The sequence below is a fragment of the Halonotius sp. GCM10025705 genome, assembly GCF_042662885.1.
Lineage (GTDB): Archaea > Halobacteriota > Halobacteria > Halobacteriales > Haloferacaceae > Halonotius > Halonotius aquaticus.
Window position 1 is genome coordinate 119,688 of sequence record NZ_JBHSZD010000001.1, and the last position, 23,163, is coordinate 142,850.

Consider the following 23,163-nt stretch of genomic DNA (forward strand, 5'->3'; position numbering starts at 1 on the left):
TCGGCACGCGCGCCCGAATCGGTAACGCCACCAGAGTATGCAGCACTGACATCGCTGTCCGCATGCGGTTTTGCGACGCTCGATTTTGCACTGCATTCTCATTTACTGCGAGATGGTGAGTAGATTTATCATGGACAATCAAGTGAGATCAGATACCAATGGCTGATCCCGATGTCGACCTCGAAGCCAGACTCGCCGAACAGGATTCCTTCGAACCGCCGGCTGACTTCGTCGAGCAGGCGAACGTCACCGACCCCGACATCTACGACGAGTTTGAGGCCAACTGGCCGGACTGCTGGACGCAGGCGGCCGACCTCCTCGATTGGGACACCGAGTACACCGAGATTCTTGACGACAGCAACCCGCCGTTCTACGAGTGGTTTGCCGACGGCGAACTGAACGCCTCGGCGAACTGCCTTGACCGCCATCTCGACGAGCGCGGCGATGAGGCCGCAATCGAGTGGGTTGGCGAACCGACCGACGAGGCAAACCGAACCTACACCTATCAGGAACTCCACGACGAGGTCAACGCCTTTGCTGCCGCCCTTCGCGCCCAAGGCGTCGAAGAAGACGATATCGTCACCCTGTATATGCCGATGATCCCGGAGCTCCCGATCGCCATGCTGGCGTGTGCTCGGATCGGCGCGCCGCATTCGGTCGTCTTCGCGGGCTTTTCGGCCGACGCCTTGGCGACGCGAATGAATTCCGCCGACTCCGAGCATCTGGTCACCTGTGATGGCTACTACCGCCGCGGCGACCCCTGAACCACCTCGAAAAAGCGACCGAGGGGCTGGCCGATGTTGACCACGACACCGACACCATCGTCGTCAACCGCCTGCCCGACGACGATGGCTTCGATCACGATCTCTCGGCCCACGACACCTACGCCGACCTCGTTGCCGCCCACGACGGCGAGACGGTCGACCCCGTTTCCCGTAGTGCGGAGGATATGCTATTCTTGATGTACACCTCCGGAACGACCGGCCAGCCGAAGGGGGTCAAACACACCACGGGTGGCTATCTCTCGTGGGCGAGTTGGACTCGCATGCTGTCCTCGATATCAAACCTGAGGACACCTACTTCTGTGCGGCCGATATCGGCTGGATCACCGGCCACTCCTACATCGTCTACGGGCCGCTCGCCTTGGGCACGACGACGATGATGTACGAGGGGACGCCGGATTATCCCGACCGCCATCGCCTCTGGGAGATTATCGAGGAATACGAAGCCAACCAGCTGTACACCGCGCCGACGGCGATCCGCTCGTTCATGAAGTGGGGCACGGAGTACCCCGACGCTCACGATCTCTCCTCGTTGAGGCTGCTCGGCACCGTCGGCGAGCCGATCAACCCACGCGCGTGGAAGTGGTACTACAAACACATCGGCGATGAGTCCTGCCCCATCGTCGACACCTGGTGGCAGACCGAAACCGGCGGGATGATGCTGACGACGCTGCCGGCGATCGGTGAGATGAAACCCGGCTCCGCGGGGCCGCCGCTGCCGGGGGTTAGTGCCGACATCGTTGACGTCCGCGGCAGCCCGGTCGGTGCAGGCGAGGCCGGCTATCTCGTCGTCAACAAACCGTGGCCCGGGATGCTGCGCACGCTGTACAACAACGACGACCGCTTTATCAACGAATACTGGCGCGAATACTCACAGGTCGACAGCGACGATTCGGCGGACTGGGTATACTTCCCCGAGGACGGCGCGAAACTCGACGAGGACGGTTACTTTACTGTTCTCGGCCGTGTCGACGACGTACTCAATGTGTCGGGCCACCGCCTCGGCACGATGGAGATCGAATCCGCGATCGTCGGCGTCGAAGGCGTCGCCGAGGCCGCCGTCGTCGGCGGCGACCACGAGATCAAAGGCGAGGCGGTCTACGCCTACGTCATCACCGAGGATGGCTACGAGGAAGGCGAGGAGCTCCGCGAACGAGTTATCGAGGGTGTCGAAGACGCCATCGGCCCGATCGCTCGCCCAGAAAAAGTTGTCTTCACGCCGGAACTCCCGAAAACGCGCTCGGGGAAGATCATGCGTCGCCTGCTTGAAAACATCGCCAACGACGACGAGTTAGGGGATACGAGCACCCTCCGCAATCCCGAGATCGTCGACGACATTCAGACGGCCGCGGGCGGCGACGACTGACTCAGGCGGCACCGACGATCAGTTATTCGCCTTTTCGTTTGACAAATTCGAAGCCGTTGTCGTCGGGATCACCGGTGGTGAGCTCATCGCCTTCGAGCGGTTTGGTCGCCCCGTCCATCCCGTCAGGATCGGCTTCGGCTGCGCTTTTGGCGATCTCCTCGGCGTTTTGGAGGTCGGCGACGCCGCCCATACCGAGCACGGAGTCATCATCCTCCTCGTCGTCCGTCCCGTCGCCAAGGACGAGGCCGTCAGCGATCTCCTGATACGCCGTTGCCGCCGGGCTGTCCGGATCGAACAGACAGATCGGCTGGCTCATATCTTGGGCGGCCGCGACCGTCTCGTCTTCCGGCACCGCGCCGATCAGGTCGGTTTCGAGGAACGTCGCCAGCCGTTCGGGCGGCGGCGCGCGGCCAGTGCCCGCGCGGACGAAGACGACGCCCATCACCTCACCGTTGACGCGGTGGGCCAACTCGATGGTCTTCTTCGCATCGCGGATCGAGGCGACCCGCGGCGTTGAGACGATCAGTACCTCATCGGCCAATCGGAGCGGATAGATCGTCTCGGGGCTGACGCCGGCGGCGGTATCAAGCAGCACAAAATCGTAGGCCGGCCGAAGGCTTCGGATTACCGGCGCGAGCGCGGCGACGTTGATCGCGTTGAACTCCGCCAACTCGGTGCCCGACGGCAGGACGTGCATGCGGTCGTCGATCGGATACAGCGCCTCGGTTGTTGGGGCGGTGCCGGACAACACGTCGTGGAGGGTGCGTTCGGGTTCGAACTGCAGAAAGTCGACGATGTTCGCCATCGCCAAATCGAGTTCGACAACGGCCACTGTCTGGCCGGCTTGGGCGAGTGCCACCCCAGGTTGATCGCGGTCGTCGTCTTCCCGACGCCGCCTTTCGCCCCCGCGACTGCGATAACGCGCCCGTCACCCATGTTCGCCACTCACACCGACACAGGCATAAATCCATGTTATTAACATGTCGACCATTGGGACGGTCGTCCGGTCGTCGCGTCGTGAGCAGCGAGCCGAGTGTCTCTCAGAGATAGGCCGCGTCCCACTGGGACGCCTTGCGGTTGTTGGCACACTCCTCGCAATCGAGCCGTCCCATCGGATCCATCCCGACAGCGAGACTGCCACAGGCTCCACAGATGAACCCGTATCGCTCGCTGCGGTCGCTGTCAGCGTAGACGACATAGAATGGGGCAACCGAGCCGTCGGCGCGCTCGTTGTACGCGGCATACCCGGTGCCGTCGGCGGTTCGCACCGCGGCGGTCAACACATCACCGTCTGCAGGGTCGGCACTCATAGCACAGTCTATCATGTACAATGACTAAAGATATGCGTTCATTCGATAAAACTGGACAGTTGTTAGATTCACGCTCCCTTTCCTCGCTGCGGCTGTGCGGCGGCGGCCGCCATCACCGGTTCGCGTCGTCGTTGCTATCGGCTGTGGATTCGGTTCGCTCGTCGTCGGTCGTCGATTCCGTCCGCTCGTCGGTGGTCGCTTGAGTGCCGATGCTCTCCGGCTCTACATCGTCGACACGGTCGGCGACGACGGTGACGGCGATCAGGAGCACGCCGAGAATGAGCGCGATCGTGATCGCGCCGTAGGCGGCCAACCCAAGCCGGGTTGCCGGCAACGGAATCAGAAACAGCAGTCGTGGTGGCTCGATCTGACCGACAACACCCGCTGCGAGGTAGCCGGCAACCCCGGTAAAACAGACGATGCCGACGTAGATCCCAACGACGAGCCGTCGCCCGCCAACGTTCGTAGCCATATCCGTTGTGCGGTCGGCAGCCGGTTACCCGTTTCGTCCGACCGATGTCGTTTTGCCCCCGGCAGCCCAACACCGTGTATGGATGACAGCGATCTGCTCGGCATCGTTCTCGGCGGGATCGCGCTGATGATGTTTGTGACCGGGATCGTCTTGGTGATGTAGCCGGCCGGTGTCTGGTGGTTACTCGTCTGTGTGAAACGATAGCGCTCTTCTTGATGCTGCTTGCGTTCAAAACGAGCATCGCAAAAAAACCGCGGCCGGTTTCTCAGTCGTCGCGCTCGTCAGCGACCGTCTCCGTCTCCTCGGCTGGTTCGCCGCCGTCGGTTGCGACCTCCTCGTCGCCGCCGTCGGTTGCGATCTGGGTGTCAAGTTTCTGTTCGAACCACTGCCACTCGACGGTGCGCACGTTATCTTGACGGAGATCCCACGGATCGCCGCTTTCGACGCGTTTGCCCTCAAACCACGAGGAGACCATGTTGTACAGCCAGATGATCTGGCCGATCAACAGTAGGAAGGCTCCGAGCGTGGCGACCTGGTGGAGCGTCGCAAACTGCGGCAGGTAGGTCGCGTACCGCCGCGGCATCCCACCGTAGCCCAGCAGGATCATCGCGAGGAACGTGATGTTGCTGCCGACCATCGTGAGCCAGAAGTGGGCCTTGCCGAGGCTGGCCTGGTACATCCGGTTGGTGACCAGCGGGAACCAGTAGTAGATGCCCGCAAAGCCGGCGAAGGCGATCGCACCCATCACGACGTAATGGAAGTGGCCGACCACATAGTAGGTGTCGTGGAGCACGAGGTCGATCGGGATCGACGCGAGGAACACACCGGTGACGCCGCCGATGATGAAGTTCGAGATGAAGCCGATACAGAACAGCATCGGCGTCGTCAGCCGAACCCGGCCGTTCCACAGCGTCGTAATCCAGTTGAATGTCTTCACCGCCGAGGGGATCGCAATCGCCATCGACACCGCCATGAACGATGCTCGAACGCGGGGGTCAATGCCGGTCGCGAACATGTGGTGGGCCCAGACACCGAACGACAGCACACCGATCGCCAGCGTGGAGTAGACGACGAACTTGAAGCCGAACAGTTTCCGGCCAGCAAACCGCGGGAGGACGTAGCTGACGATCCCCATCATCGGCAACACGAGGATGTAGACCTCGGGGTGGCCGAAGAACCAAAAGAGGTGCTGCCAGAGGATGTTACCGCCATCAGTCAGGAAGAAGGCGGTGCCGAAGTTCCGGTCGGCCAGCAGCATCAGCAGCGCGCTGCCGAGCAGCGGGAACGCAAAGAGGATCAGCCCAGACTGGGTGAGAATCGTCCACGAGAAGATATCGAGGTTCGCCCAGGAAACCTCCTCGCCACGGTGCGTGAAGATGGTGGCGATGAAGTTGATTGCGCCCATCGTCGCCGCAACCCCGGAGAGATGCAGTCCGAGCAGCATGAGGTCGACGCCGGCACCGCCGACGGCGTCAGCACTCGGCCCAACGGCTCCAAGCGACAGCGGCGTGTACATCGTCCAGGCCGTCTGGGCGGGCCCAAACAGGCCCAGCGGTTTGGCGAAAAAGCCGGCCCAGATCAGCAGTGCGGCTGGCGGCAACAGCCAGAAGGCGATGGCGTTGATCCGTGGGAACGCCATGTCGTCGGCCCCGATGATCAGTGGGACGAGGTAGTTGGCGAACGCCGCGATGATCGGCGTCCCGAAGAGGAACAGCATCGTGATCCCGTGGCTGGTCAGCAAGGCGTTGTACGTTGATGTGCCGAGCAGTGATGAAGAGGTCACGAGATCGAACCGCATAACCGTGACCATCAGGCCGCCGACCGCGAAGGCGATGATGCCGTACAGCCCGTAGAGGATGCCGATATCCTTGTGGTCGACGGTTGTCAGCCACCGGATGATCCCGGCCGGTTTCTCTTCGTCAATGTAACCGGACTCCTCGATGAAGGAGCCCCCACCGCCGACAGGGGTGTACGATCGCCAGTTCTCGATCCGTGTGAGGAACGTGGCGACCGCGACGAGGAACACCCCCATCAGCACGGTCACTGCGATCTGCGCGTTGAGTTCCATACAATTGGTATGGACATCGTACCCTAAGAATGATTCGGGTCCCGCCGGCTGATCGGTGGAGGGATGCTCGCTGAGGTCGCTGTTTCACTCCCACATTCATCCGGCTCCTTGGCTGCCAAAATTGTAACTGCAACTGAATATACAGCAGACTACAAAAATGGATTTATATACTGGCTAATTCAACTAATTGACAACTGGGGGACGCAGATGGGGGCCAAACAGCTACTGAAGGATTACGAGGATCGGTTTCCGGATGGAACCATCCCCGAGATCTCACTTGTTATCACCAATCAGACTGATCGTTCCTTTGGGGCGGTCAGCAAGACACTCTCGACGCATCTGGCAACGGGGTTTGCCAACACTGACATCCCTAATACCGCAGACGTTCGCTATCGCGTTCGGCAGTGGAAACAGCTCTGTGCCGAACTCAACGGCCTCGATCAACAGCATCTGCAACTCCGAAAATACGAGACTCGTGGTCGGACACAAGACCAGCCAACCCAACAGCAAGCGACCGCGACTGACAGTCGATTGGTGCGACCACCTACCTGCGTCGGCGAAGGGTCGGTAACGGCCTACATCCTGCCGTCGGGGCGGCGGGCGATCGTACTTCGACGCGCCCCGCGATCAGCGACGACAACTCGCAGCCGACGTGGGACGGAGTACCGCGGCAGTTTTGAGGTCTTTTTCACCGAGAGCCTCACCGCCTTCTACACACAGCAACTGAAACCGCTGGGCTGGCGGTGTCCGGATGACGTTCCTACGTCCAAACCCCGGTCGACGCAGACGCGCTGAGCGTCGGTCGACTGACCGCCGCTATTTGAGTTCCGCGTCCTCCAAAGCTTCATTCAGATCTGCCCGCACGCGTTCACCCGTCTCCAGATCAGGCGCGGTTGTCACCAGCCGGTTTTCCTGAACACTTGAGCCATCCCGCAGCAGCATGCGGACGTTGCCGTTGTGGTCGGCGCGGGTGATCTTTGCGCGGAGACTGCTCTGTGAGCCCTTGCCGCCGGCATCGATCGGCCCGGGGATGATTTTCTTAATATGGGGGTGGTCGGCAACGATGCTGATAGCGTTGCGGCCGGCCCGATCGCCGATGATCGTCGAGTGGCTGCCGCCGATCTTCTCCCGTGGCGGGATGTCGACGACCGCAAGCGCTGATTCGCCGCGGCGGTTGCGCACCGTCTCGACGGGCGTCTCATCGGGCACACGATAGAACTCGTAGTGGAGTTGTTTGCGGGTCTCTCGCAGCGGGTCGCGCTCGCCGGCGGCAAAGACTGTTTCAGGCCGTTTTCGGCGAATCTCGTCGGCAACCCGCCCGGCGAAATTGCGGAGTTCAACCACGGTGGCGCGGTCGTCGTGGGTATTGTCGACCTCAGGAACAGTTGTGATCGTCGTCTCGCCGACGATTGTTTCGCCGTCGAGCATCGTCAGCGTCGCCGCATCGCGCTCGAAGACGGCGACGACAGCGTCGCAGTTGGCGGTGTCACAGACCAAACAGTAGTCCCCCGGGCGGTCGAGGTCGGTGTGACACTGCCGGCACTCCATGGCTGTCTGTATCCCGTGGAGCCTAAAACGCCGTTCGGTTGTGGCTGCCGGTCGATCACGCGAGCGGGGTCGACGACGCCACCTGAAGCCCGGTCATCACACCGTAGCCGACGACAAACGACAACCCAAGGGAGCCGGCCCACGCGCCGACGGTGACCAGCAGTTTTCGGGGTCGACTGCCGATCCTCCGCCGACGGCCGCGCCGCCGCCGACGATCCCGCTGACGATGATCTCGTTGAACGAGACCGGCACGCCCAACAGCACCGCCACCTGTGCGATCAGAAACGCCGGGACGAGGGCGGCGATCGACCGCCGGGGGCCGAGATCGGAGTAATCCTGCGCGAGTGATTTGATCATCCGCGGCGCGCCGAGCCACGACCCCGCGAGGATGCCAACCCCACCACCAGCAAGGATGATCGCCGGCGAGAGGGCCCCGACTGTCGAAAACAGCGGCAACAGCGGTCCGACCGCGAGCCCGACCTGACTGCCGCCAGCCGAAAAGGCGACCAGCGAGCCCAACACGAGCAAGACGTGTCGCAGCCCGCCGGCCTCATCGCGGCTGATATCCCACCGAACGACCGCGGCGATCCCCACGGCAACCACGGCGGCAACGCCGACGGTTGTGCCCAGTCCGCTCCCAAGCTGTCGGCCAACCCCGCCCGTGAGCGACCCCATCGTGCCGCCGGGGCCGAGAAACGCGAACTTGACGTTCGCGAGGACGACGCCGACGATCGCCGCCAACACCGGGACGGTGACTGTTTCGGGGGCGTCTGCTCGCGGCAACACGCTGGCGATCCCGTAGGCGATCCCGCCGCCGACGATCGGCGTCAACATCCAGACGGCACCGACCTGCTGGTAGGTGGCCCAGGCGGGCGCGCCCCCAATCGCCAGCCCGACGCCGACAACCGCCCCGGTGACGGTGAAGGCGGTGGCGATCGGATACCCTGTGCGGATGCCGACGGCCATCAGCCCGGCCCCGACGAGTAAGATCACGATGACGCCGACCGCGGGGATCTCAACGCCGCCGATTAGCCCGCTGCCGACGGTCGCCGAGACGTTGGCGCCTTGGGTGATCGCGCCGGCAAAGCCGAGCAGGCCGACGATGAAGGCGGCCTGCATCGTTGGGATGGCGTTGGCCCCGACCGCCGGCGCGAAGGGGGTCGCGCCGCTTGAGCCAGCCCCGATTACCCACGCCATGAATAGACTAGCGAGTCCAGCGACGAGAAACAACGCGATAGCTGCAAGTTCCATGAGAGTGTGATGAGAGAATCGTGTGGTTCAGCCGTTAGTCCGCACTCGCGGGTGCGGCATCGGACTGTGCGGTGCGACTCCGCCAGACGCCCTGGGCGTACGCGCCGATGAACATGCCACCGATCGCCCACAGGATCGGAAAGTTGCCGACGCCGAGGCTGGCGTACCCCGCGCCCGGACAGATGCCCGACAGCCCCCAGCCGACGCCGAAGATGCCACCGCCGATCAACACGTTGCGATCGAAGCTTTTCAGTCGGCGACCGAAGCCGTCCCCGGTCAGCGGCGCGCGATCAAACAGTCGTGGGACGACGATGTAGGCAAGCCCAGTGACCGCTGCGCCGCCGAACATGACGAACAGCAGCCCGAAGTCCTCGAACTGCAGGAAGTCGAGCACGACCTCCGGGCGCGCCATGTGGCTGTAGCCAAGCCCGAACCCGAAGATCAGTCCGCCGACGAGGATCAACGGCATGAACAGGGGATGGCGGCCCTCGTTGCCCCCGGCGGCGGTGCTCATGGCGTCACCCCCAGTGCGGCGACAACCTGGGCGGTGATGATCGCGGTCAACAGGAAGGCGATCACACCCGCGATCGACGTTTTCGACGCCGAGCCGACGCCACAGACGCCGTGGCCGGAGGTACACCCCTTGCCAACCCGGGTGCCGACCCCGACGAAGATCCCACCGAGGAGGAGTCGCCACGGGGCAACGTCGGTTGTCCACGCGCCGCCCTGAAAGACGACGGCGTAGACGGCCGCCCCGAGGATGATCCCCAGCGTGAAGACGAGCCGCCAGTCGCGGGAGCCGACATATCGACTGAACCGCGAGCGATCGGAGACGTACGACAGCGTCGACTCAAGGAACGTACTCGCCCCGGCGTTGATCGCGGTGCCGGCGTAGATCACGGCCGCGCCGAGCCCGACGAACAGCCCACCGATCGCATACCGGCTGATCCCGTTGGGAAACAGCTCAGCGACCGTCTGCAGGACGAGGAGGTCGGCGACCATCGGTCGGCTTAGTCCCCCGCCATCGACTCTTGGCTGGCCGCGCAGTTGTTCGGGCCAAGCTCAAGGGTGAAGGCTTCCTCGTTGTCGGCCGTCTGCTGGCCAAGGTTGGTTTCGATGATATCGATGTAGTTGGCCGGCCGGGGCGGCATGTCAGCCAAGATCTCGTCGACGAACTCGTCTTTCGGCAGCGTCAGCGCGTCCATCTCCTCGACGAGGTCGCCGATCGGCGCGGTGTAGGTGCCGTCGGCGGCTGGTTCGGCGGCGTCGCTGAAGTGCGCCCCGCCGATCAGCGTCTCGTCGGGCAGCGTCAGCACGCGCTCCTGCAGCGAGTCATAGAGCATCCGGGCGGCGTCGGGTGCGCCCTCGTCGCCCTCTTCGAGATCCGGCCGGGCGACGCTTTCGATGAATAGCCCATCGCCGGTCGCCAACAGCGAGTCGTCGACGAGATAGGAGGTCATGCCGGTGGTGTGGCCCGGGGTGGCGACCGTCTCGATGGTCGCGTCGCCGACCTGGAACTCATCGCCGTCGGCGGCGGTCGTCAGCTCGTCGGCGTAGGTAACGCCGCGGTCGACGGCAGCCGCCGGGATGACGCCTTCGACGCCTTCCGCGTCGAGATCGCGGACGCCGCTGATGTGGTCGGCGTGGATGTGGGTGTCGAGCGCGTATTTCAGGTCGACACCGAGCTCGTCGGCGTCGTCGAGATATCGGTCGGTGAACGCGCGCAGTGGGTCGATCACGGCCGCCTCGCCGTCGTCGTAGACGATATAGCCGAGACAGCCCGAGGAGGGTCGTTGATACTGCAGCAGCGTGCCGGCTCCGTCGTAGTTGGTGACTTCGACGGCGTCATAGAGCCGTGCCCAGCCGTTCATCCCGTCTTCGAGATGGATCGCGTCGTAGTCGCGTTCGAGGAGCGTGCCGGCGACGTACTCGCTGGCACCACCCTTCGCACAGAGCACGACAAGCTCGCGGTCGTCGGGAATCTGTTCGAGCACGTCGTCGTCGACCTCCTCGTCAAGGAACTCGAAGTACGGGATGTTGATCGACTCGACGCTCTCGTCGTCGATGTGCCACTCCTCGTACTCCGAGGCCATCCGCACATCGAGGAGAGTGACCGACTCGCCGTCGTCGATCCGGCCTTTCAGCGCTTCCGGCTCGATACTAGTCACGTCTGCATCTGGGGTTGGAAAGTCGTCAGCGTCCATGTGAGACATCACTCTCTACAGGGTGGGGATACAAAAGAGTTTGTATAGTAATTCTCAATATATACAATATAGATGACTGCACCACTCGCGCCGAAACAGGCCGTTAGAACGGCGAATCACCCAGAAAAGAGGCTAAATATCCTTTTCACGTGCGCGATATCGCAGGGTGCGGCCACAGCAGTTGTTTGAGAGATGCACACTAATCGGTATTCTTTTATATCCTGCTCCAATATTGTAGGGTAACTCCAATACAAACGGAGTCCACACAGCATGAGCGTAAACTACGACGTTACCGAGACGCTTGACGTGAAGGGTGCATCGTGTCCAATGCCGGTTGTCAAAACAAAATCCGCCATCGACGACGTGCCGGAAGGCGGCGTCCTTGAGGTGTTGTCGACTGACAAGGGCAGCATGAGCGACATTGACGGCTGGGCCGCCGGCACCAGCGGCGTCGAACTCCTCGACCAACTCGAGGACGGCGACGTGTACAAACACTACGTCGAGAAGACGGCCTAACATGAGCACAGAGCCATCCAGTACCGCTGACGGTGCCCAGCCGAGTGCCGCCGAGCTACAGGCCCGCGTCGAGGAGTTAGAGGAGACGGTTGCCGCACTCGAAGCCGACGATGAGCAACAGAAGATGACGATCGTGGCGACGCAGGGCACCTTCGATATGGCCTACCCGCCGCTGATCCTGGCGAGCACCGCGGCCGCCTTCGGCTGGGATGTCGTCGTCTTCCACACGTTCTGGGGCCTCGACATTCTCCACGAGGAGAAATCAGAGAACCTCCAGCTGTCGGCGGTCGGCAACCCCAACATGCCGATGCCGAACGCGCTGGCTGCCCTCCCGGGGATGGATCGGCTCGCCACGCGCATGATGGAGAACCGAATCGACGACAACGGCACGGCGACGATCAAGGAACTGATCGACCTCTCCTTGGAGCAGGGCGTTGAACTCCAAGCCTGCCAGATGACCATCGAGCTGATGGACTACGACGAGGACGACTTCTACGACGACGTGACTGTCGGCGTCGGCGCGGCCACCGCACTGCAGCACATGGCCGAATCCGATATTCAACTGCTGGTCTGAGCAACAGTATATCCGTCGCCGATCGACCGACAATCCGCTCTTCTTCGATGCTCAAGAGAGTGTTTCCACCACCCATAGCGGCCGTATCGTGGGCCGTAATTGCCGGAATAAACCTATATATTTTTGATATGTTCTTCCGTTCACCAATCGTCTTTCAGCTAGTACCGTGTTTAGGCGTCGTATAATCGGTTTGACGCCGGATTGCAGTCTCCAACCCGTATTCCCATCTGTCGGGAATCAGTGTAGTACGTTTATACAATGCGGCGCCAATACTTACCTGTGAGGGAGACCTAATGACAACAACACAAACCACATCGCTGTTCGGCCGGACAGACGCCTTCGATGACGCCGGATCGGCTGCGACCTATCTGCTGCTGGCGGTGCGGCTCATCACCGGCTACTGGTTCCTCCACGCCGGCTGGACGAAGTTCACCTTCGTTGCTGGTGAGCCGTTCGACGCCACCGGCTACCTCGCCAACGCCGACAGCCCGATCGCGTGGCTCTTCGGCTTCGTCGCCGAGACGCCGTGGCTGCTTGAGTTCACCAACTTCATGATCCCGGTTGGGGAGTTCCTCATCGGGCTTGGCGTCATGCTCGGCGCGCTGACGCGGCTGGCCGCCTTCTTCGGCGGCTTCCTGATGGTGCTGTTCTACCTCGGGAACGCCGACTGGGCCCACGGCTACGTCAACGGCGACCTGATGGGGCTGCTCCTGTTCGCCATCGTCGGCATCTTCGCCGCTGGCCGCGTGGCCGGCGTTGACGGCTTCATCGAGGACACCGAGTTCGTCAGCCAACGACCGTGGCTGCGCTACCTCCTCGGGTAGCCGGCTGCGGCGTCCCCGCGTTTCGCCCCGATTCAGTCCACTTTTTGTCGCCTCGTTCCCGATAGCTGAAAACAGCCACCGCTTGCTTGTTTGTGCCGAGCGTTGTCCCGAATATGACAGCCCCGGCTGATTTGGCGTGTGACGGCACTGTTGGTTCACGACGACGGTTCGGTGTCGGTCACTGACAACGATTCGGAGGGTGCGGGTTTTGTTGTGACGCTCCCACGCGCTGAGTGAGATGGGCTGCCTCGTAGCAGCAACTCACTCAGGCTGGTACCTTCTTGTAGTCGACGTAGTCGGCCCCGCGGAACGCCACGAGGAGGTTGATCGCGGCCCGGGCCCCTTCGCCGACTTCTATGCGGACTGGTGTGGCCCGTGTCAACAGCTCGAACCGATCGTCGAGGAGGTCGCTGCTACCACCGACGCCGCTGTCGCAAAGGTCGACATCGACCGCCATCAGCGGCTCGCCCAACAGCACGGCGTCCAAGGTGTCCCGACGATAGTCGTCTTCAGCGACGGACAGCCGGCTGATCGGTTGGTCGGTGTCAAGAGTGCGGCCCAGCTGACGAACGTTATCGACTCCTATCGGTAACTACCACGACCGACCAGGCTGGCGGCTGTGGTCGGCGACAATGTCGAGGAAGGTGTCGAACACACCGGCTGTCTCGGTGGCTGCGGCGACAGCGTCGTCGGTGACCGTTGCGGCGGCGTCAGCGTCTGTTTCCTCGTCGAGCTCCTTTGAGTCAAGAATCCACTCGGCGGTTTGCCGATCGTACTCCGGATGGAACTGGAGGCCGTAGCTGGCACCCAGCCGGAAAGCTTGAACCCCATACTCGTTGCGTGCCACCTCGACGGCCCCGGCTGGCAACTCGGCGACGCGGTCGGAATGGGTCTCAAACGCGGTCATCAGCGAGTCGATCCCGGCAAACAGCGGATCATCGCCGCGCTGCTCGATCGATCGGTAACCGATCTCATACGCGCCCATATCGACGATCCGGCCGCCGAACGCCTGGGCGAGCAGCTGGTGGCCCCAACAGATCCCGAGCATCGGTACGTCCGCCCGCTGTGCGGTGCGAACCCACGCGGTCAACTCGTGAATCCAGTCGTGATCATCGTAGACCGATGTCTGGGAACCACTGATGACAACGGCATCGTAGGCCCGATCGCGCTGCTCCGGTGCCGGCGGGCGTTCGCCCTCGCTGGCTTTGTAGACCGCTGTCTCGGCGTCGATCTCTCGGGTCAGGTTCCGTTCGGCCGGTGTGTCGCCGATTGAGGCGTCGACGACGGCGATCTGTGGTTTCATAGTTGTGTTATTGTATTGCAATATCGGTGCGGTTTCGATGGGCGCGATGGTCACGTTGTGTAACTATAGCCGTCGTGTGCACCCTCGGCGTCGTTGTCGCGTCGTTAGGATTCCACTTCGGCTGTCGGCGGCGTGACGTCGGCGTACTTCTCCTCGAACTCCTGGATCAGCTGCCCTGTCTGAGCGTACCAGTCGTTGAGGAGTCGCTGCATCTCGTTGGCGACAACCTCCGGATCGGTTGGGACGTAGACATGGTAGTAGCCGCCGGCGTCGTAGTTGATCTGTTCTTTCTCCAGGAACCCGGTCTGTAGCAGTCGCTGTACCGATCGGTACGCTGTCGACCGTTCCCGATCGACAGCGTCGGCGACGTCATCGACTGTCAGCGGTTCCTCGGCCGTCACGAACGCCTGAAAGCACTCCCGATCAAGCGGCTTCAGGCCGTGAAAACAGGCCAGGAGATCCTCACACCGCATATCTGACCGGAGTTGTTCGGCCATTGAATCAACCATCGTAGTAATCACTACTTGCTGTGACAGCAAAAGTGTTGTGCACAGATTACAATTCTATGCACAGTTGCTGTGATCGCCGGCGGCGCGGTCGTTGTCGACACCAGTTCGTCGTTACCACCGTCAGTTTGCCGTCCGTCTCTTCACTCCACGGTTGGCGAGGCGGTTCGGCTCTCCTCCCGCAGTGCGGTGATGCTGCTGTAGACGACTGCCCCACTGACCAGCAGCGCGGAGCCGAGGATCAACGCCAAGCTCACACGGTTGAGGATCGGCATCTCGTACACCTTGCCGATTTCACGGACAGCCACCGCCAGCGCGCCGCCGAGCAGCATCAGCCCGAAGTAGACTTTGATGTCGTCTTCGTTGACGATGCTGGTCGCCGCCGAGCCGATCCGCGCGCCGAAGGCACTCCCGGCCAACAGCGGGACGACGATCGAGAGATCGACGCCGCCGTCGAGCGCGTAGAGGAAGCTTCCCAGTCCCCGGAGAAGACGATCTCGAAGAGATCTGTCCCAACGGCGATCGGCACCGGCACGCCGATGAGGTAGAACAACGCCGGCATCCGGATGAAGCCGCCGCCGACCCCGAGGAAGCCCGACAGCAACCCGGTCGCAAAGGCGACGCCAAGGATCATCCACAGCGAGACGGTGATCCCACCCCGAAGATCGATCATCGGGGGGACGCGATACGATTGGATCGTCTTGGCGATATCAGGGATGTCGTCGGCATCAGCCGCCGCCTCGGCGGCGTCGTGATCGATCCTGCCGTCGCTGTCACCTTTGACGGCCTCGTAGGTGACGAACGCGCCGATCCCACCGAGCAGGAACACGTAGGTGACGCTGATGATCGAACCGGCAAGCCCCAGCGCTTCGAGATAGACGACTGTCTGCTTGCCGACCTCGATGCCGGCAGTTGTGCCGACGATCATCAACAGCCCGAGTTTGTAGTCAACCTGACCGAGATCCCGGTGTTTCAGCGTTGCGATCACCGAGGTACCGAACACGAACGCGAGGCCGCTCCCGACGGCCACACGCGTTGGATACCCCATGACCAGCAGGGCCGGGGTGACGAGGAACGACCCACCCATCCCGAAGAACCCAAACAGCACGCCGATCAGGAGGCCGAACCCGACGAACAGCCCCACCATCGCCAAACTGAGCCCGAGTATTTCCATCTTATGTTGTCCTGAGTCGGTTCACAACGCGTTGGCCAAGCACATCCTCAACGACACCGTAGACGCCGTAGAGGATGATCGCCTCTAGCAGCACCGCGCCGATCAGTATCGCGCCGTCGATGCTAGCCGACAGCGAGCCAGCCTCAATCATCGGTTCGTGCCCCGTTGGTTCGTAGTCTTGTGTGTTTCATACTGTTCTGCTCAGTAGCTCGTAGTCGGAGCAGCGTGATAATAGTTTTGGGTTTACTAAACAATATTACTCACGCGGCGGCGACGGCTATCCCACGTGAATATCTCCATACGTTATGGGAATACAGCCGCCATGAGGTATCGCAGAAATCGACCGACAAACCGCGGCGCACTCTGTTATGCGCGCTGATACATTTGTCGTTGTCACCGATACTTTCCCGCAGAGGTTGGCGACTCCGCGCATTGCTCGATTGAGGAGACCATCACACCGGCAGTAGTATTGATTAATAGAAACAATATTAAGGGCAGAGGGTGTATCTGCTGGTATGCGCGCCATCTATGCAACCGATCTGTCGGCGGCCAGCGAGGCGGCGATCCACAACGAAACCTGTCTGGAGTGTCTCGAACGCATCGGCGTCGAGGAGATCCATCTGGTCACGGTCATCCCCTCAAACATGCACGCCGGCATGCCGGGGATGAACTTCGAGGAGCGCCGAAAAGAGGGACTCAATCGGTATGAGCGTGTCATGCAAGACGCCGGTTTCAGCACCGACACCCACGTGGTGCGGGGGACGCCCCACCGCCGAATCAACGGGATCGCCGACGCCGAGCGGGCCGACCTGACGATCGTCGGCTCCCGCGGGCAAAGCCCCCTTGCCAACCGGGTTCTGGGATCGACCGCGCGCAACCTCTCCCGGACGACGGTCGTCCCGCTGTTGGTCAACCGGATCGAACGCGAGGCCAACGATCCCGACGTGCTCCGAGAACACCTCTTCCAGCGCGTTCTGTATGCGACGGATTTCTCGGAGAACGCCGATCGCGCGTTCAACGCGTTTTCGTATCTCCGTCATGCGACCCAGGAGGCGACGCTCGTACACGTCGAATCGCCAAAGGAACCCGACACCGACGCTGCCGACCAGTTGGCGACACTCGAAGGTCGACTCGATCAGTGGGATATCGACACCGACACCCAGGTTCGGTACGGTGATCCAGCCGACGAAATCCTCGAAGCCGAAGCCGAGGTGACGCCGACGACGATCCTGCTTGGCTCTCGCGGGCAGAGTCGCCTCCGGCGGCTGCTGATCGGCAGCGTCTCCGAGACGATTATCGCCCAGGCGTCAAGCAACGTCTACATGGTGCCGCCGCCGCGAACAGCCTAACTTGGTAGGCTCACAGCGCGCGGTTGTCTTCCTCTGTTTCCTCAACACAACTCCTCTATTCCATCGGGCCGCCTTTCTGATATTCCCGCAGCAACGCGGTCGCATATGACCCACTCGGCAGCGCGAATGCAAACGTCAGGCTCTCGGGATCGACAGCGAGATCGGTACGCACCAAAATCGCTCGCCGAGTTCCACTTGAGGTGAACTCTCCTGGTAATTCGAAGTCGCCTGGTTCGATGCCTGCGTTCGCAAGCACCTCACGTTCGATCTCGCCGGGCTCGCCGTCGGCCAACTCGGTGTCGGTGCCGACCAACGGCGCGGTCACGAACGCCCGGCCACGATCACAGTGGCGCTCCATCACCGCAACCCGGTTGTCAGCGACGCGCTGGAGGCGGTCGGTGTCGGGCGCGTACAGCCCCTCGGGAGCGTCGCTGTCGACGAAACAGCAGACGTCGCCGGCGACCGGGCGGTCGAACGGCAGTCCGCGGCGCAGCCGTTCCGAGAGGATGCGGTTGAACAGATACGACTGGGCGGCGTTGACGAACAGTTGCTGGAGGTTCCAGGGGACGGCTTCGAGTGCGTGCCGGAAATCGTCGGGGGCGGACGCGCCGTCCTCGGCGAGCCGATGCAGCATCGATCGCTCATAGCCGAGTTGTCCCGGTATCTCGTCGAGACAGGCCCCCCAGTCGGGATCGTCGCGTTCGGCCTCCTCGGCGACGAACGCCCGGGCTGCCTGCGTTGCTTCTGGTTCGGTTTCGAAGGGGTTGGCGACGTACGATAGCACCGCTTCGCGCCACTCGCCGGCAACGATATTCAGGCCAACCTCGTGGGTCACCGGCCGGCGGCTGCCGAACCGCTGTTGGCCGAACCAGTTGGGGATCCCGGCGATGACGGTATCATCAGTGCCGCCGCTGCTGTCGTCGCCCTCGTCGCCACCGAAGGCCCGTAGATCGTCGGTGATTTCCTCGACGCGCTCGCCCGCGTCAGCGTCGGCCTCCCGCACCCGGATCTGAAACCGGTTGCCGTGGAGGTCACCGAACGATATCGGTCGGCCGGTTCGGCCGAGCACGTCGATCTCGGCGGCCCGAATATCGAGGGCGGCGATGGCATCTGGGTCGCCGTTGCTCACGGAGAAGAGCTGTGTCGTCACCGCGTGTTTGTCCTTCGTGCCGGCCCAGGAGATCCGCTCGCGGCTGATTTCGAGTGCATCCGAGAGTCGGCCGGCGAAATCGTTGGTGTCCCACGACTGCAGCGTCACCCGTAGCAGGATCTCAGGGTAGGCACCGGGATCGGCCGCAAGCGGTTCGGGCTCGAAGTTTTCGATTTCCTTGACCCGGAAATCCGCGGGCTCGACGCGGAGTTGCCCGCCGATGCCGTCGGCGTCGCTGACGTAGTAGTCGATGCCGACTGCCTGCTCGATGGGGTGGGCCTCACGCATCGGCGACCACTCCGAGCGACCGGCGGTCGTTGTGCATACCTCCCGTCGAACGGGCTCCCACATCCCTCTGTCCCTTCCGACGAGCGACTGCGTACCGATAGCGAACCGAGCGATACTTGCGGCGTCCCGAGGGAGCCCGGATATGGCAGCAACAGAGACGATCACCGCTCACGGCCACGAGCACGTCCAGGCGACCCACGAGTCGACCTTCGAGTTCACCAGCGACGACTGGCTAACCCCCGCTGGCGACTGTATTCTCGGGATCGAGGCCGATCAGGTGCCCGCCGACTTCGATCCGGCGTTCGTCGCAGCGGCCCAATCGGCCGACGCCGAGATCACGGTCATCATCGAGGTCGGCGACCACAGTCAGACGATCACCGGTCGCGGCCACCCCGAGTTGACCTTCGACGACGACCGCAGCATGGTTGCTCGAACCTCCACGTACACCGATGACCGCACCGTCATGATCGACGCCGACGCCGCAGCCGCCGACATCGACCGCGAGTTGGTGGCCGAACTGGCTGCTGGCGCGACAGCGACCGTTGAGTTCCGCGTGGACTCATAGCCAACGACGCCGTTGTTTTACCGGCGGCGACCGTACCCCACGTTATGCCCACACGACGTGCGGCCCTTGCCGCCCTCGGGATCTCGGTCGGGCTTGCCGGCTGTCTCGGCGGCCCACCGGAGCTTGATCCCCAGCTTCCCGGCTTTGAGGAGGCTGAAAACGGCACGGCCGACGGCGAAGCGGATCCGTTTTCGGGGATTGTCTTCCGCGAGCAGACGCTCCAGGATAAGGGCGCGGCAATCGACTTTGTCGTGACGGCTGAAAACACCGGGACGGAACGCCAGCCGATCACGCTCAGAGCCTTTCTCTATACGGACGACAGCAACGAGCCGCTTCGCACCGTCGATCGCGTCTTTGATCTCCGTCCGGGCGTCGAAGAGCGCGTTGGCTTCCCAAACGGGGGGATCAGACTTTCATCATCGGAGCGCGAGCGGCTGAGCCGCCTTGTGATCAACGCCAAGGTCGGCGGCTACGGGGCGAATTTTCAGGAACTCGCCACCTACTCCGGTGAGGACGTTCGGGCTGTCGTCAGTGACTAACTAACAGTCGGCGTCGCCAACAGGCCCGGATAGCGGCGGCTCGTCAGACTGGTAGTCGACGCCGCTGCCGCCCAGCGGGAGGTTGAACCGGTACTCGTAGGCGATCGCAAACAGCCCGAAGGGATCGCTGAGGAACCGCTCAACATCGGTCACCCCACGGAAGACGACGCCTGTTCGAAGCTCGATCATCGGCGGTACGTCCTCGGCAGTCGTCCCCGCAAGCTCGATCCCGATGGTGCCTGGGCCGCCAAGATTGGTCAAAAGCGAGAGGTGGACGACCATCTCGATCTGTGGGCCGAGCGTCCCGATGGTGAAGTTGTAGCCGCCCGCCGGGAAACAGGCGTTGTCGCCGGTTGTGGCGGACTGTTGGAGTGGACTGGCCGGACTGTCGGTGGACATACTGATCGCTGCGGTGCTGTCGCCCCCGTCACCGACTCCCGTCCCGCCGACGGCCGCAACCGGGGTTGTGGCGAGCAGCAGGCTCACGACCACAGCCGCTATTCGGTGCAGCCTCGGGGTGGCCATACAGTCTGTTGTCGCCGCTCGTACAAAAGTCTCCTCAGCGGTCGTCAGCGAATAGGCCTTCCAGTAGGAACGTTGCGGAGGCCTCGTTGGTCGCCAACGGTGTGTCGTGAACGTCGCAGATCCGCAACAGCGCGGAGACATCCGGCTCGTGTGGCTGGGCGGTCAGCGGATCCCGCAGGAAGATCAGTCCCTCGCAGTCGCCGTCGGCGATCTCGCCGCCGATCTGCATATCGCCGCCGAGTGGCCCGGAGGCCTTCCGTTCGACATCTAAGTCGGTTGCCTCCATCAGACGTTTGCCGGTCGTCCCGGTCGCCATCAGTTCGGCCTTCGCAAGCCACTCCTCGTGCTCGCGGGCGAACTCGATCAGGTCATCCTTCTTTTCGTCGTGGGCGATCAGTGCCAATCGCATTGGCTTGTGCTGTGCCCGCTGGGGGCTTGAAAGTTCGCGGTCTCACTCGAAGATCGCATCGAACGCGCTCGCACCCAGCGGGTCGAATGTGCCGGCAGCGACGTTTTCGGCGACGTGGGCCGGCGAGGACATTCCGACCAGTGCGGTCGTCACGCCGGGCGCGCTCCGGGCGAAGTTGATCGCCCGCTGGGCGGTCGTATCGCCGGCCAACTCCGCGGCGATCGCCGACGGCAACGATGTTGCCAACGCGCCCTGCCCGAGGCTCGCGCTGGTGACAACGTGGAGCCCGGCGGCGTGGGCATACTCCAGGACACTGACTGGGCCCTCCTCGTCGGCGTCGGGTGGGGCCGGCTGGGTCGCCCGTGTGAACGCGTCGGCCATCTCGACGTTGAACGGAAGCTGGAGAGCCTGGAGGCCGTGGTCGTCGACACCGACGGTCTCGGCGGCCTGTGTGGCTCGATCCAGTAGCCTCGGCAGTGAGAGGAACTGCTCGGCTCCCGGATCGACCCGAAACGCCTCCCACGTCGCCAGCCCGTAACAGCCGATATCGCCGGCCGCCCGCCGCCGCTCCAACAGCTCGAAGGTGGCTTCGAGGCTGTCGTAGACCGCCTCGGGGTCGCGGTCGAGTAGCTGTGTTTCGGGGTTGTGGACGTAGTAGCAGTCGATCCGGTCGAGATCGAGATTCGCAAGCGACCGATCGAGCAGGTGGTCGATGACGCCGGCCTCGATGCTGTGGCTGCCGCGGACAAGCGTCTCGGGGTCGACGATCCCGGGCTCGACGTACTGCTCGCGGATGTACCGCCCCGGCTCGGCGGGTCGCTCACCGTCGAAGGGGAGAAAGCCGCCTTTCGTGGCGACAACGATCCCGTCGCGGTCGACATCGGTTGCGTCGAGGGTGTCGCCGACAACGCGCTCACTTCGCTGACAGCGGTAGTTGATCGCCGTATCGATCATATTGATCCCGTTGTCGAGGGCGGCGGTGATCGCCTCGCGGTAGTCGTCGTCGACGGTATCGGTCGGTTCGCCGAGATAGGTGCCGAGCCCGACTGAGGCGGCGACGCCGGGCGGGAACCGTCTGAAGTAGGTGCGACCAAAGCTGTCGCCGAAGCGGTCTCGGTAGTTCCATGTCCCGCGTTCGGTTGCCATGGCCCCATTTTCGGCGCGCGGCGAATAAGCGTCGGGATCGGCGTCAGCGTGTGGATGTTACTGGGATCGCGACAGTTTCACACGTCACCTGACAGTGAGGCAAAGATCTCCTCGACAAGCGCATCCCGGTTCATCGCCGGCTCACGGTCGGTTTCGCCGCCGTCGGTGACCTCGGTTTGGGGGCAATCTGGCCGCCGCCCATCCGGGCATGACCGCCGGCACTCGCGGTTGGGGCGTCGGCAGTCGCCTGCTCTAAGGCCCGGCCCATGTGAACCCGATCATCCCGTGAGCGCCCCGAGAGGTGGATCGTCCCCTCGCGTTCGCCGATGACGACGACCGCGGTGATCCCCAGTCGGATGAGCTCGTCGGCCGCTTGCGGGATCGCATCGGCGTTGGTGACGGTACCGACATCCGAGACGGCAAACGAACCCTGGGTCTGGCGGCCGGCGATCGCTCGGGCCTTGATCTCCAGCACTTCGGCGTCGACCTCGGGGTTGGCGATGCGGTCGAGTTTGTCCTCGTCGACGCCGGGCTGGAGATAGGCGGCGGCGTCGAAGTCGGCGGCCGCCGCCCCGACGGTCAGATGTTGGGTGTCCGCTAAGATCCCATACAGCAGCCCGGTCGCGGTAAAGGAGGGGACGACCCGGCTGGCGTTGGTCTCGCTGGCGTGTTCGTCGGCCGGCACCGGCACCGCGTCGATATCCCGGAAATATTCGGCGACAATGCTTGAGGAAGCTCCGTAATCGGTACGCACGTCGGTAAACTGTTCGCCGCTGCCGTCGCCAGGGTGGTGGTCGATGACCGCCAGCGGGAGAATCCCATCACAGCCATCGAAGCCGCGGGGCTCGTTGTGATCGACAAGGATCACGTCCTCGGCGGCCAACTCGGTGACGTGATCGACGGGGTCGATATCGAGTTCGAGGACGGTTCGGAACGCCCGGTTTTCCTGGTGGCGGATCTGGCCGGGATACTGGATCGTTATTTCGGTGTCGACCTGCTCGCCGAGGGCGGCGACACCCATCGCCGCCGCCATCGCGTCGGGATCGGGGTTTGGGTGCATGAGCACGACCGCCGCCTCGCGGTCAGCCACCAGTTCGCTGAACCGATCGCCGGGGGTCGTCCGCAGCCAGCGGTAGGCTGCTGCCACGCCCCCGGCGATGATGACGAGGCCGATCGCGACGAGGATCGGCCGGCTCTCGATGGCGGTCGCGACCGCTGAGACCGCGCCATCGATGGCCACGAACTGCTCCATACCACGCCTATTTGGGGCCGCCATCAAGAACGTTCGTGTCGA

The 23,163-nt window shown here is 63.0% G+C and carries 25 protein-coding genes and 5 pseudogenes; 11 read left to right on the forward strand and 19 right to left on the reverse strand.

The window, feature by feature from the left end; translation table 11 throughout:
• Positions 1-158: 158 nt before the first annotated feature.
• On the forward strand, positions 159-764 hold the full coding sequence (locus ACFQJB_RS00710) for an AMP-binding protein (RefSeq protein WP_379722802.1): 606 nt from the start codon (positions 159-161) through the stop codon (positions 762-764).
• On the opposite strand, the gene ACFQJB_RS00715 is transcribed toward ACFQJB_RS00710, so the two are convergent.
• Positions 743-907 carry a hypothetical protein gene (locus tag ACFQJB_RS00715; protein WP_379722805.1) on the reverse strand — a complete coding sequence of 55 codons (165 nt, stop codon included), beginning with the start codon at positions 905-907 and terminating at the stop codon, positions 743-745. The genes ACFQJB_RS00710 and ACFQJB_RS00715 overlap by 22 nt on opposite strands.
• Between ACFQJB_RS00715 and ACFQJB_RS00720 the strand changes: the two are divergent.
• Together ACFQJB_RS00720 and ACFQJB_RS00725 are read left to right on the forward strand one after the other, a co-directional pair.
• Positions 836-1,527: pseudogene (locus ACFQJB_RS00720) on the forward strand (AMP-binding protein); the annotation flags it as partial. The gene ACFQJB_RS00715 and the pseudogene ACFQJB_RS00720 sit on opposite strands and share 72 nt — an antisense overlap.
• A gap of 264 nt (positions 1,528-1,791) precedes the next feature.
• Complete coding sequence (locus tag ACFQJB_RS00725; RefSeq protein WP_379727904.1) at positions 1,792-2,148, forward strand: AMP-binding enzyme; 357 nt, start codon at positions 1,792-1,794, stop codon at positions 2,146-2,148.
• 22 nt (positions 2,149-2,170) lie between these two features.
• Here the strand turns inward: ACFQJB_RS00725 and ACFQJB_RS00730 are convergent, their stop codons facing one another.
• The 4 genes from ACFQJB_RS00730 to ACFQJB_RS00745 all read right to left on the reverse strand — a co-directional run bounded on the left by ACFQJB_RS00730 (position 2,171) and on the right by ACFQJB_RS00745 (position 5,962).
• Positions 2,171-3,007 (reverse strand): MinD/ParA family ATP-binding protein, encoded by an 837-nt coding sequence (locus ACFQJB_RS00730; protein WP_379722808.1) that lies wholly within the window; start codon positions 3,005-3,007, stop codon positions 2,171-2,173.
• 181 nt (positions 3,008-3,188) lie between these two features.
• Positions 3,189-3,458 carry a DUF5816 domain-containing protein gene (locus ACFQJB_RS00735; RefSeq protein WP_379722811.1) on the reverse strand — a complete coding sequence of 90 codons (270 nt, stop codon included), beginning with the start codon at positions 3,456-3,458 and terminating at the stop codon, positions 3,189-3,191.
• A 112-nt stretch (positions 3,459-3,570) separates the two neighbouring features.
• On the reverse strand, positions 3,571-3,930 hold the full coding sequence (locus ACFQJB_RS00740; protein WP_379722814.1) for a DUF7520 family protein: 360 nt from the start codon (positions 3,928-3,930) through the stop codon (positions 3,571-3,573).
• 265 nt (positions 3,931-4,195) lie between these two features.
• The gene (locus ACFQJB_RS00745) at positions 4,196-5,962 is read right to left on the reverse strand and encodes a cbb3-type cytochrome c oxidase subunit I (RefSeq protein WP_379727906.1); all 1,767 of its coding nucleotides are present in this window, start codon (positions 5,960-5,962) and stop codon (positions 4,196-4,198) included.
• A gap of 243 nt (positions 5,963-6,205) precedes the next feature.
• Here ACFQJB_RS00745 and ACFQJB_RS00750 point away from each other — a divergent pair, with 243 nt between their 5' ends.
• The gene (locus ACFQJB_RS00750; RefSeq protein ID WP_379722817.1) at positions 6,206-6,793 is read left to right on the forward strand and encodes a hypothetical protein; all 588 of its coding nucleotides are present in this window, start codon (positions 6,206-6,208) and stop codon (positions 6,791-6,793) included.
• Between the two features lie 21 nt (positions 6,794-6,814).
• Here the strand turns inward: ACFQJB_RS00750 and ACFQJB_RS00755 are convergent, their stop codons facing one another.
• From ACFQJB_RS00755 to ACFQJB_RS00775, 5 genes and pseudogenes are all read right to left on the reverse strand, one after another.
• Positions 6,815-7,546 (reverse strand): DUF2103 domain-containing protein, encoded by a 732-nt coding sequence (locus ACFQJB_RS00755; RefSeq protein WP_379722820.1) that lies wholly within the window; start codon positions 7,544-7,546, stop codon positions 6,815-6,817.
• A gap of 55 nt (positions 7,547-7,601) precedes the next feature.
• Positions 7,602-8,797 (reverse strand): annotated as a pseudogene (locus ACFQJB_RS00760) (anion permease).
• Between the two features lie 34 nt (positions 8,798-8,831).
• Positions 8,832-9,311 (reverse strand): DUF6691 family protein, encoded by a 480-nt coding sequence (locus ACFQJB_RS00765; protein WP_379722823.1) that lies wholly within the window; start codon positions 9,309-9,311, stop codon positions 8,832-8,834.
• On the reverse strand, positions 9,308-9,799 hold the full coding sequence (locus ACFQJB_RS00770) for a YeeE/YedE family protein (RefSeq protein ID WP_379722827.1): 492 nt from the start codon (positions 9,797-9,799) through the stop codon (positions 9,308-9,310). The genes ACFQJB_RS00765 and ACFQJB_RS00770 overlap by 4 nt, the downstream gene beginning before the upstream one ends.
• Before the next feature lie 8 nt (positions 9,800-9,807).
• Positions 9,808-11,001, reverse strand: a complete 1,194-nt coding sequence (locus ACFQJB_RS00775; protein ID WP_379727908.1) for an MBL fold metallo-hydrolase — start codon at positions 10,999-11,001, stop codon at positions 9,808-9,810.
• A 270-nt stretch (positions 11,002-11,271) separates the two neighbouring features.
• Between ACFQJB_RS00775 and ACFQJB_RS00780 the strand changes: the two genes are divergently transcribed.
• The 4 genes from ACFQJB_RS00780 (at position 11,272) to ACFQJB_RS00795 (ending at position 13,507) form a co-directional block, all read left to right on the forward strand.
• On the forward strand, positions 11,272-11,517 hold the full coding sequence (locus ACFQJB_RS00780) for a sulfurtransferase TusA family protein (RefSeq protein WP_379722830.1): 246 nt from the start codon (positions 11,272-11,274) through the stop codon (positions 11,515-11,517).
• 1 nt (position 11,518) lies between these two features.
• Positions 11,519-12,091 (forward strand): DsrE/DsrF/DrsH-like family protein, encoded by a 573-nt coding sequence (locus tag ACFQJB_RS00785; protein WP_379722833.1) that lies wholly within the window; start codon positions 11,519-11,521, stop codon positions 12,089-12,091.
• 293 nt (positions 12,092-12,384) lie between these two features.
• The gene (locus ACFQJB_RS00790) at positions 12,385-12,915 is read left to right on the forward strand and encodes a DoxX family protein (protein ID WP_379722835.1); all 531 of its coding nucleotides are present in this window, start codon (positions 12,385-12,387) and stop codon (positions 12,913-12,915) included.
• A gap of 238 nt (positions 12,916-13,153) precedes the next feature.
• Entirely contained in the window at positions 13,154-13,507 is a 354-nt protein-coding gene (locus ACFQJB_RS00795) for a thioredoxin family protein (RefSeq protein ID WP_379722838.1), read from the forward strand.
• Here the strand turns inward: ACFQJB_RS00795 and ACFQJB_RS00800 are convergent, their stop codons facing one another.
• The 4 genes and pseudogenes from ACFQJB_RS00800 to ACFQJB_RS00815 all read right to left on the reverse strand — a co-directional run bounded on the left by ACFQJB_RS00800 (position 13,508) and on the right by ACFQJB_RS00815 (position 16,049).
• Positions 13,508-14,218, reverse strand: a complete 711-nt coding sequence (locus tag ACFQJB_RS00800) for a type 1 glutamine amidotransferase (protein ID WP_379722841.1) — start codon at positions 14,216-14,218, stop codon at positions 13,508-13,510.
• Positions 14,219-14,376: 158 nt separating this feature from the next.
• Positions 14,377-14,727 (reverse strand): annotated as a pseudogene (locus tag ACFQJB_RS00805) (helix-turn-helix domain-containing protein); the annotation flags it as partial.
• A gap of 140 nt (positions 14,728-14,867) precedes the next feature.
• Positions 14,868-15,898 (reverse strand): annotated as a pseudogene (locus ACFQJB_RS00810) (sulfite exporter TauE/SafE family protein).
• A gap of 1 nt (position 15,899) precedes the next feature.
• Positions 15,900-16,049: a DUF7512 family protein gene (locus tag ACFQJB_RS00815; protein ID WP_379722844.1), complete on the reverse strand. Its 150-nt coding sequence runs from the start codon at positions 16,047-16,049 to the stop codon at positions 15,900-15,902.
• A 364-nt stretch (positions 16,050-16,413) separates the two neighbouring features.
• Here ACFQJB_RS00815 and ACFQJB_RS00820 point away from each other — a divergent pair, with 364 nt between their 5' ends.
• Complete coding sequence (locus ACFQJB_RS00820; protein WP_379722847.1) at positions 16,414-17,247, forward strand: universal stress protein; 834 nt, start codon at positions 16,414-16,416, stop codon at positions 17,245-17,247.
• Positions 17,248-17,302: 55 nt separating this feature from the next.
• Here ACFQJB_RS00820 and truD read toward each other — a convergent pair whose 3' ends face one another.
• Positions 17,303-18,685: a tRNA pseudouridine(13) synthase TruD gene (gene truD, locus ACFQJB_RS00825; RefSeq protein WP_379727910.1), complete on the reverse strand. Its 1,383-nt coding sequence runs from the start codon at positions 18,683-18,685 to the stop codon at positions 17,303-17,305.
• A 142-nt stretch (positions 18,686-18,827) separates the two neighbouring features.
• On the opposite strand from truD, the gene ACFQJB_RS00830 reads away from it, so the two are divergent.
• Together ACFQJB_RS00830 and ACFQJB_RS00835 are read left to right on the forward strand one after the other, a co-directional pair.
• The gene (locus tag ACFQJB_RS00830; RefSeq protein WP_379722850.1) at positions 18,828-19,250 is read left to right on the forward strand and encodes a DUF371 domain-containing protein; all 423 of its coding nucleotides are present in this window, start codon (positions 18,828-18,830) and stop codon (positions 19,248-19,250) included.
• A gap of 44 nt (positions 19,251-19,294) precedes the next feature.
• Positions 19,295-19,789: a hypothetical protein gene (locus ACFQJB_RS00835; RefSeq protein WP_120101095.1), complete on the forward strand. Its 495-nt coding sequence runs from the start codon at positions 19,295-19,297 to the stop codon at positions 19,787-19,789.
• Here ACFQJB_RS00835 and ACFQJB_RS00840 read toward each other — a convergent pair whose 3' ends face one another.
• The 4 genes and pseudogenes from ACFQJB_RS00840 to ACFQJB_RS00855 form a co-directional block, all read right to left on the reverse strand.
• Positions 19,790-20,314, reverse strand: coding sequence for a DUF7332 family protein (locus ACFQJB_RS00840; RefSeq protein WP_379722853.1), 525 nt, complete (start codon positions 20,312-20,314; stop codon positions 19,790-19,792).
• Between the two features lie 34 nt (positions 20,315-20,348).
• Entirely contained in the window at positions 20,349-20,723 is a 375-nt protein-coding gene (locus ACFQJB_RS00845; protein ID WP_379722856.1) for a methylglyoxal synthase, read from the reverse strand.
• A 42-nt stretch (positions 20,724-20,765) separates the two neighbouring features.
• A complete protein-coding gene (locus tag ACFQJB_RS00850; RefSeq protein ID WP_379722859.1) occupies positions 20,766-21,869 on the reverse strand; it encodes an aldo/keto reductase in 1,104 nt (367 codons plus the stop codon).
• A gap of 77 nt (positions 21,870-21,946) precedes the next feature.
• A pseudogene (locus ACFQJB_RS00855) lies at positions 21,947-23,121 on the reverse strand (DHHA1 domain-containing protein).
• Positions 23,122-23,163: the final 42 nt, after the last annotated feature.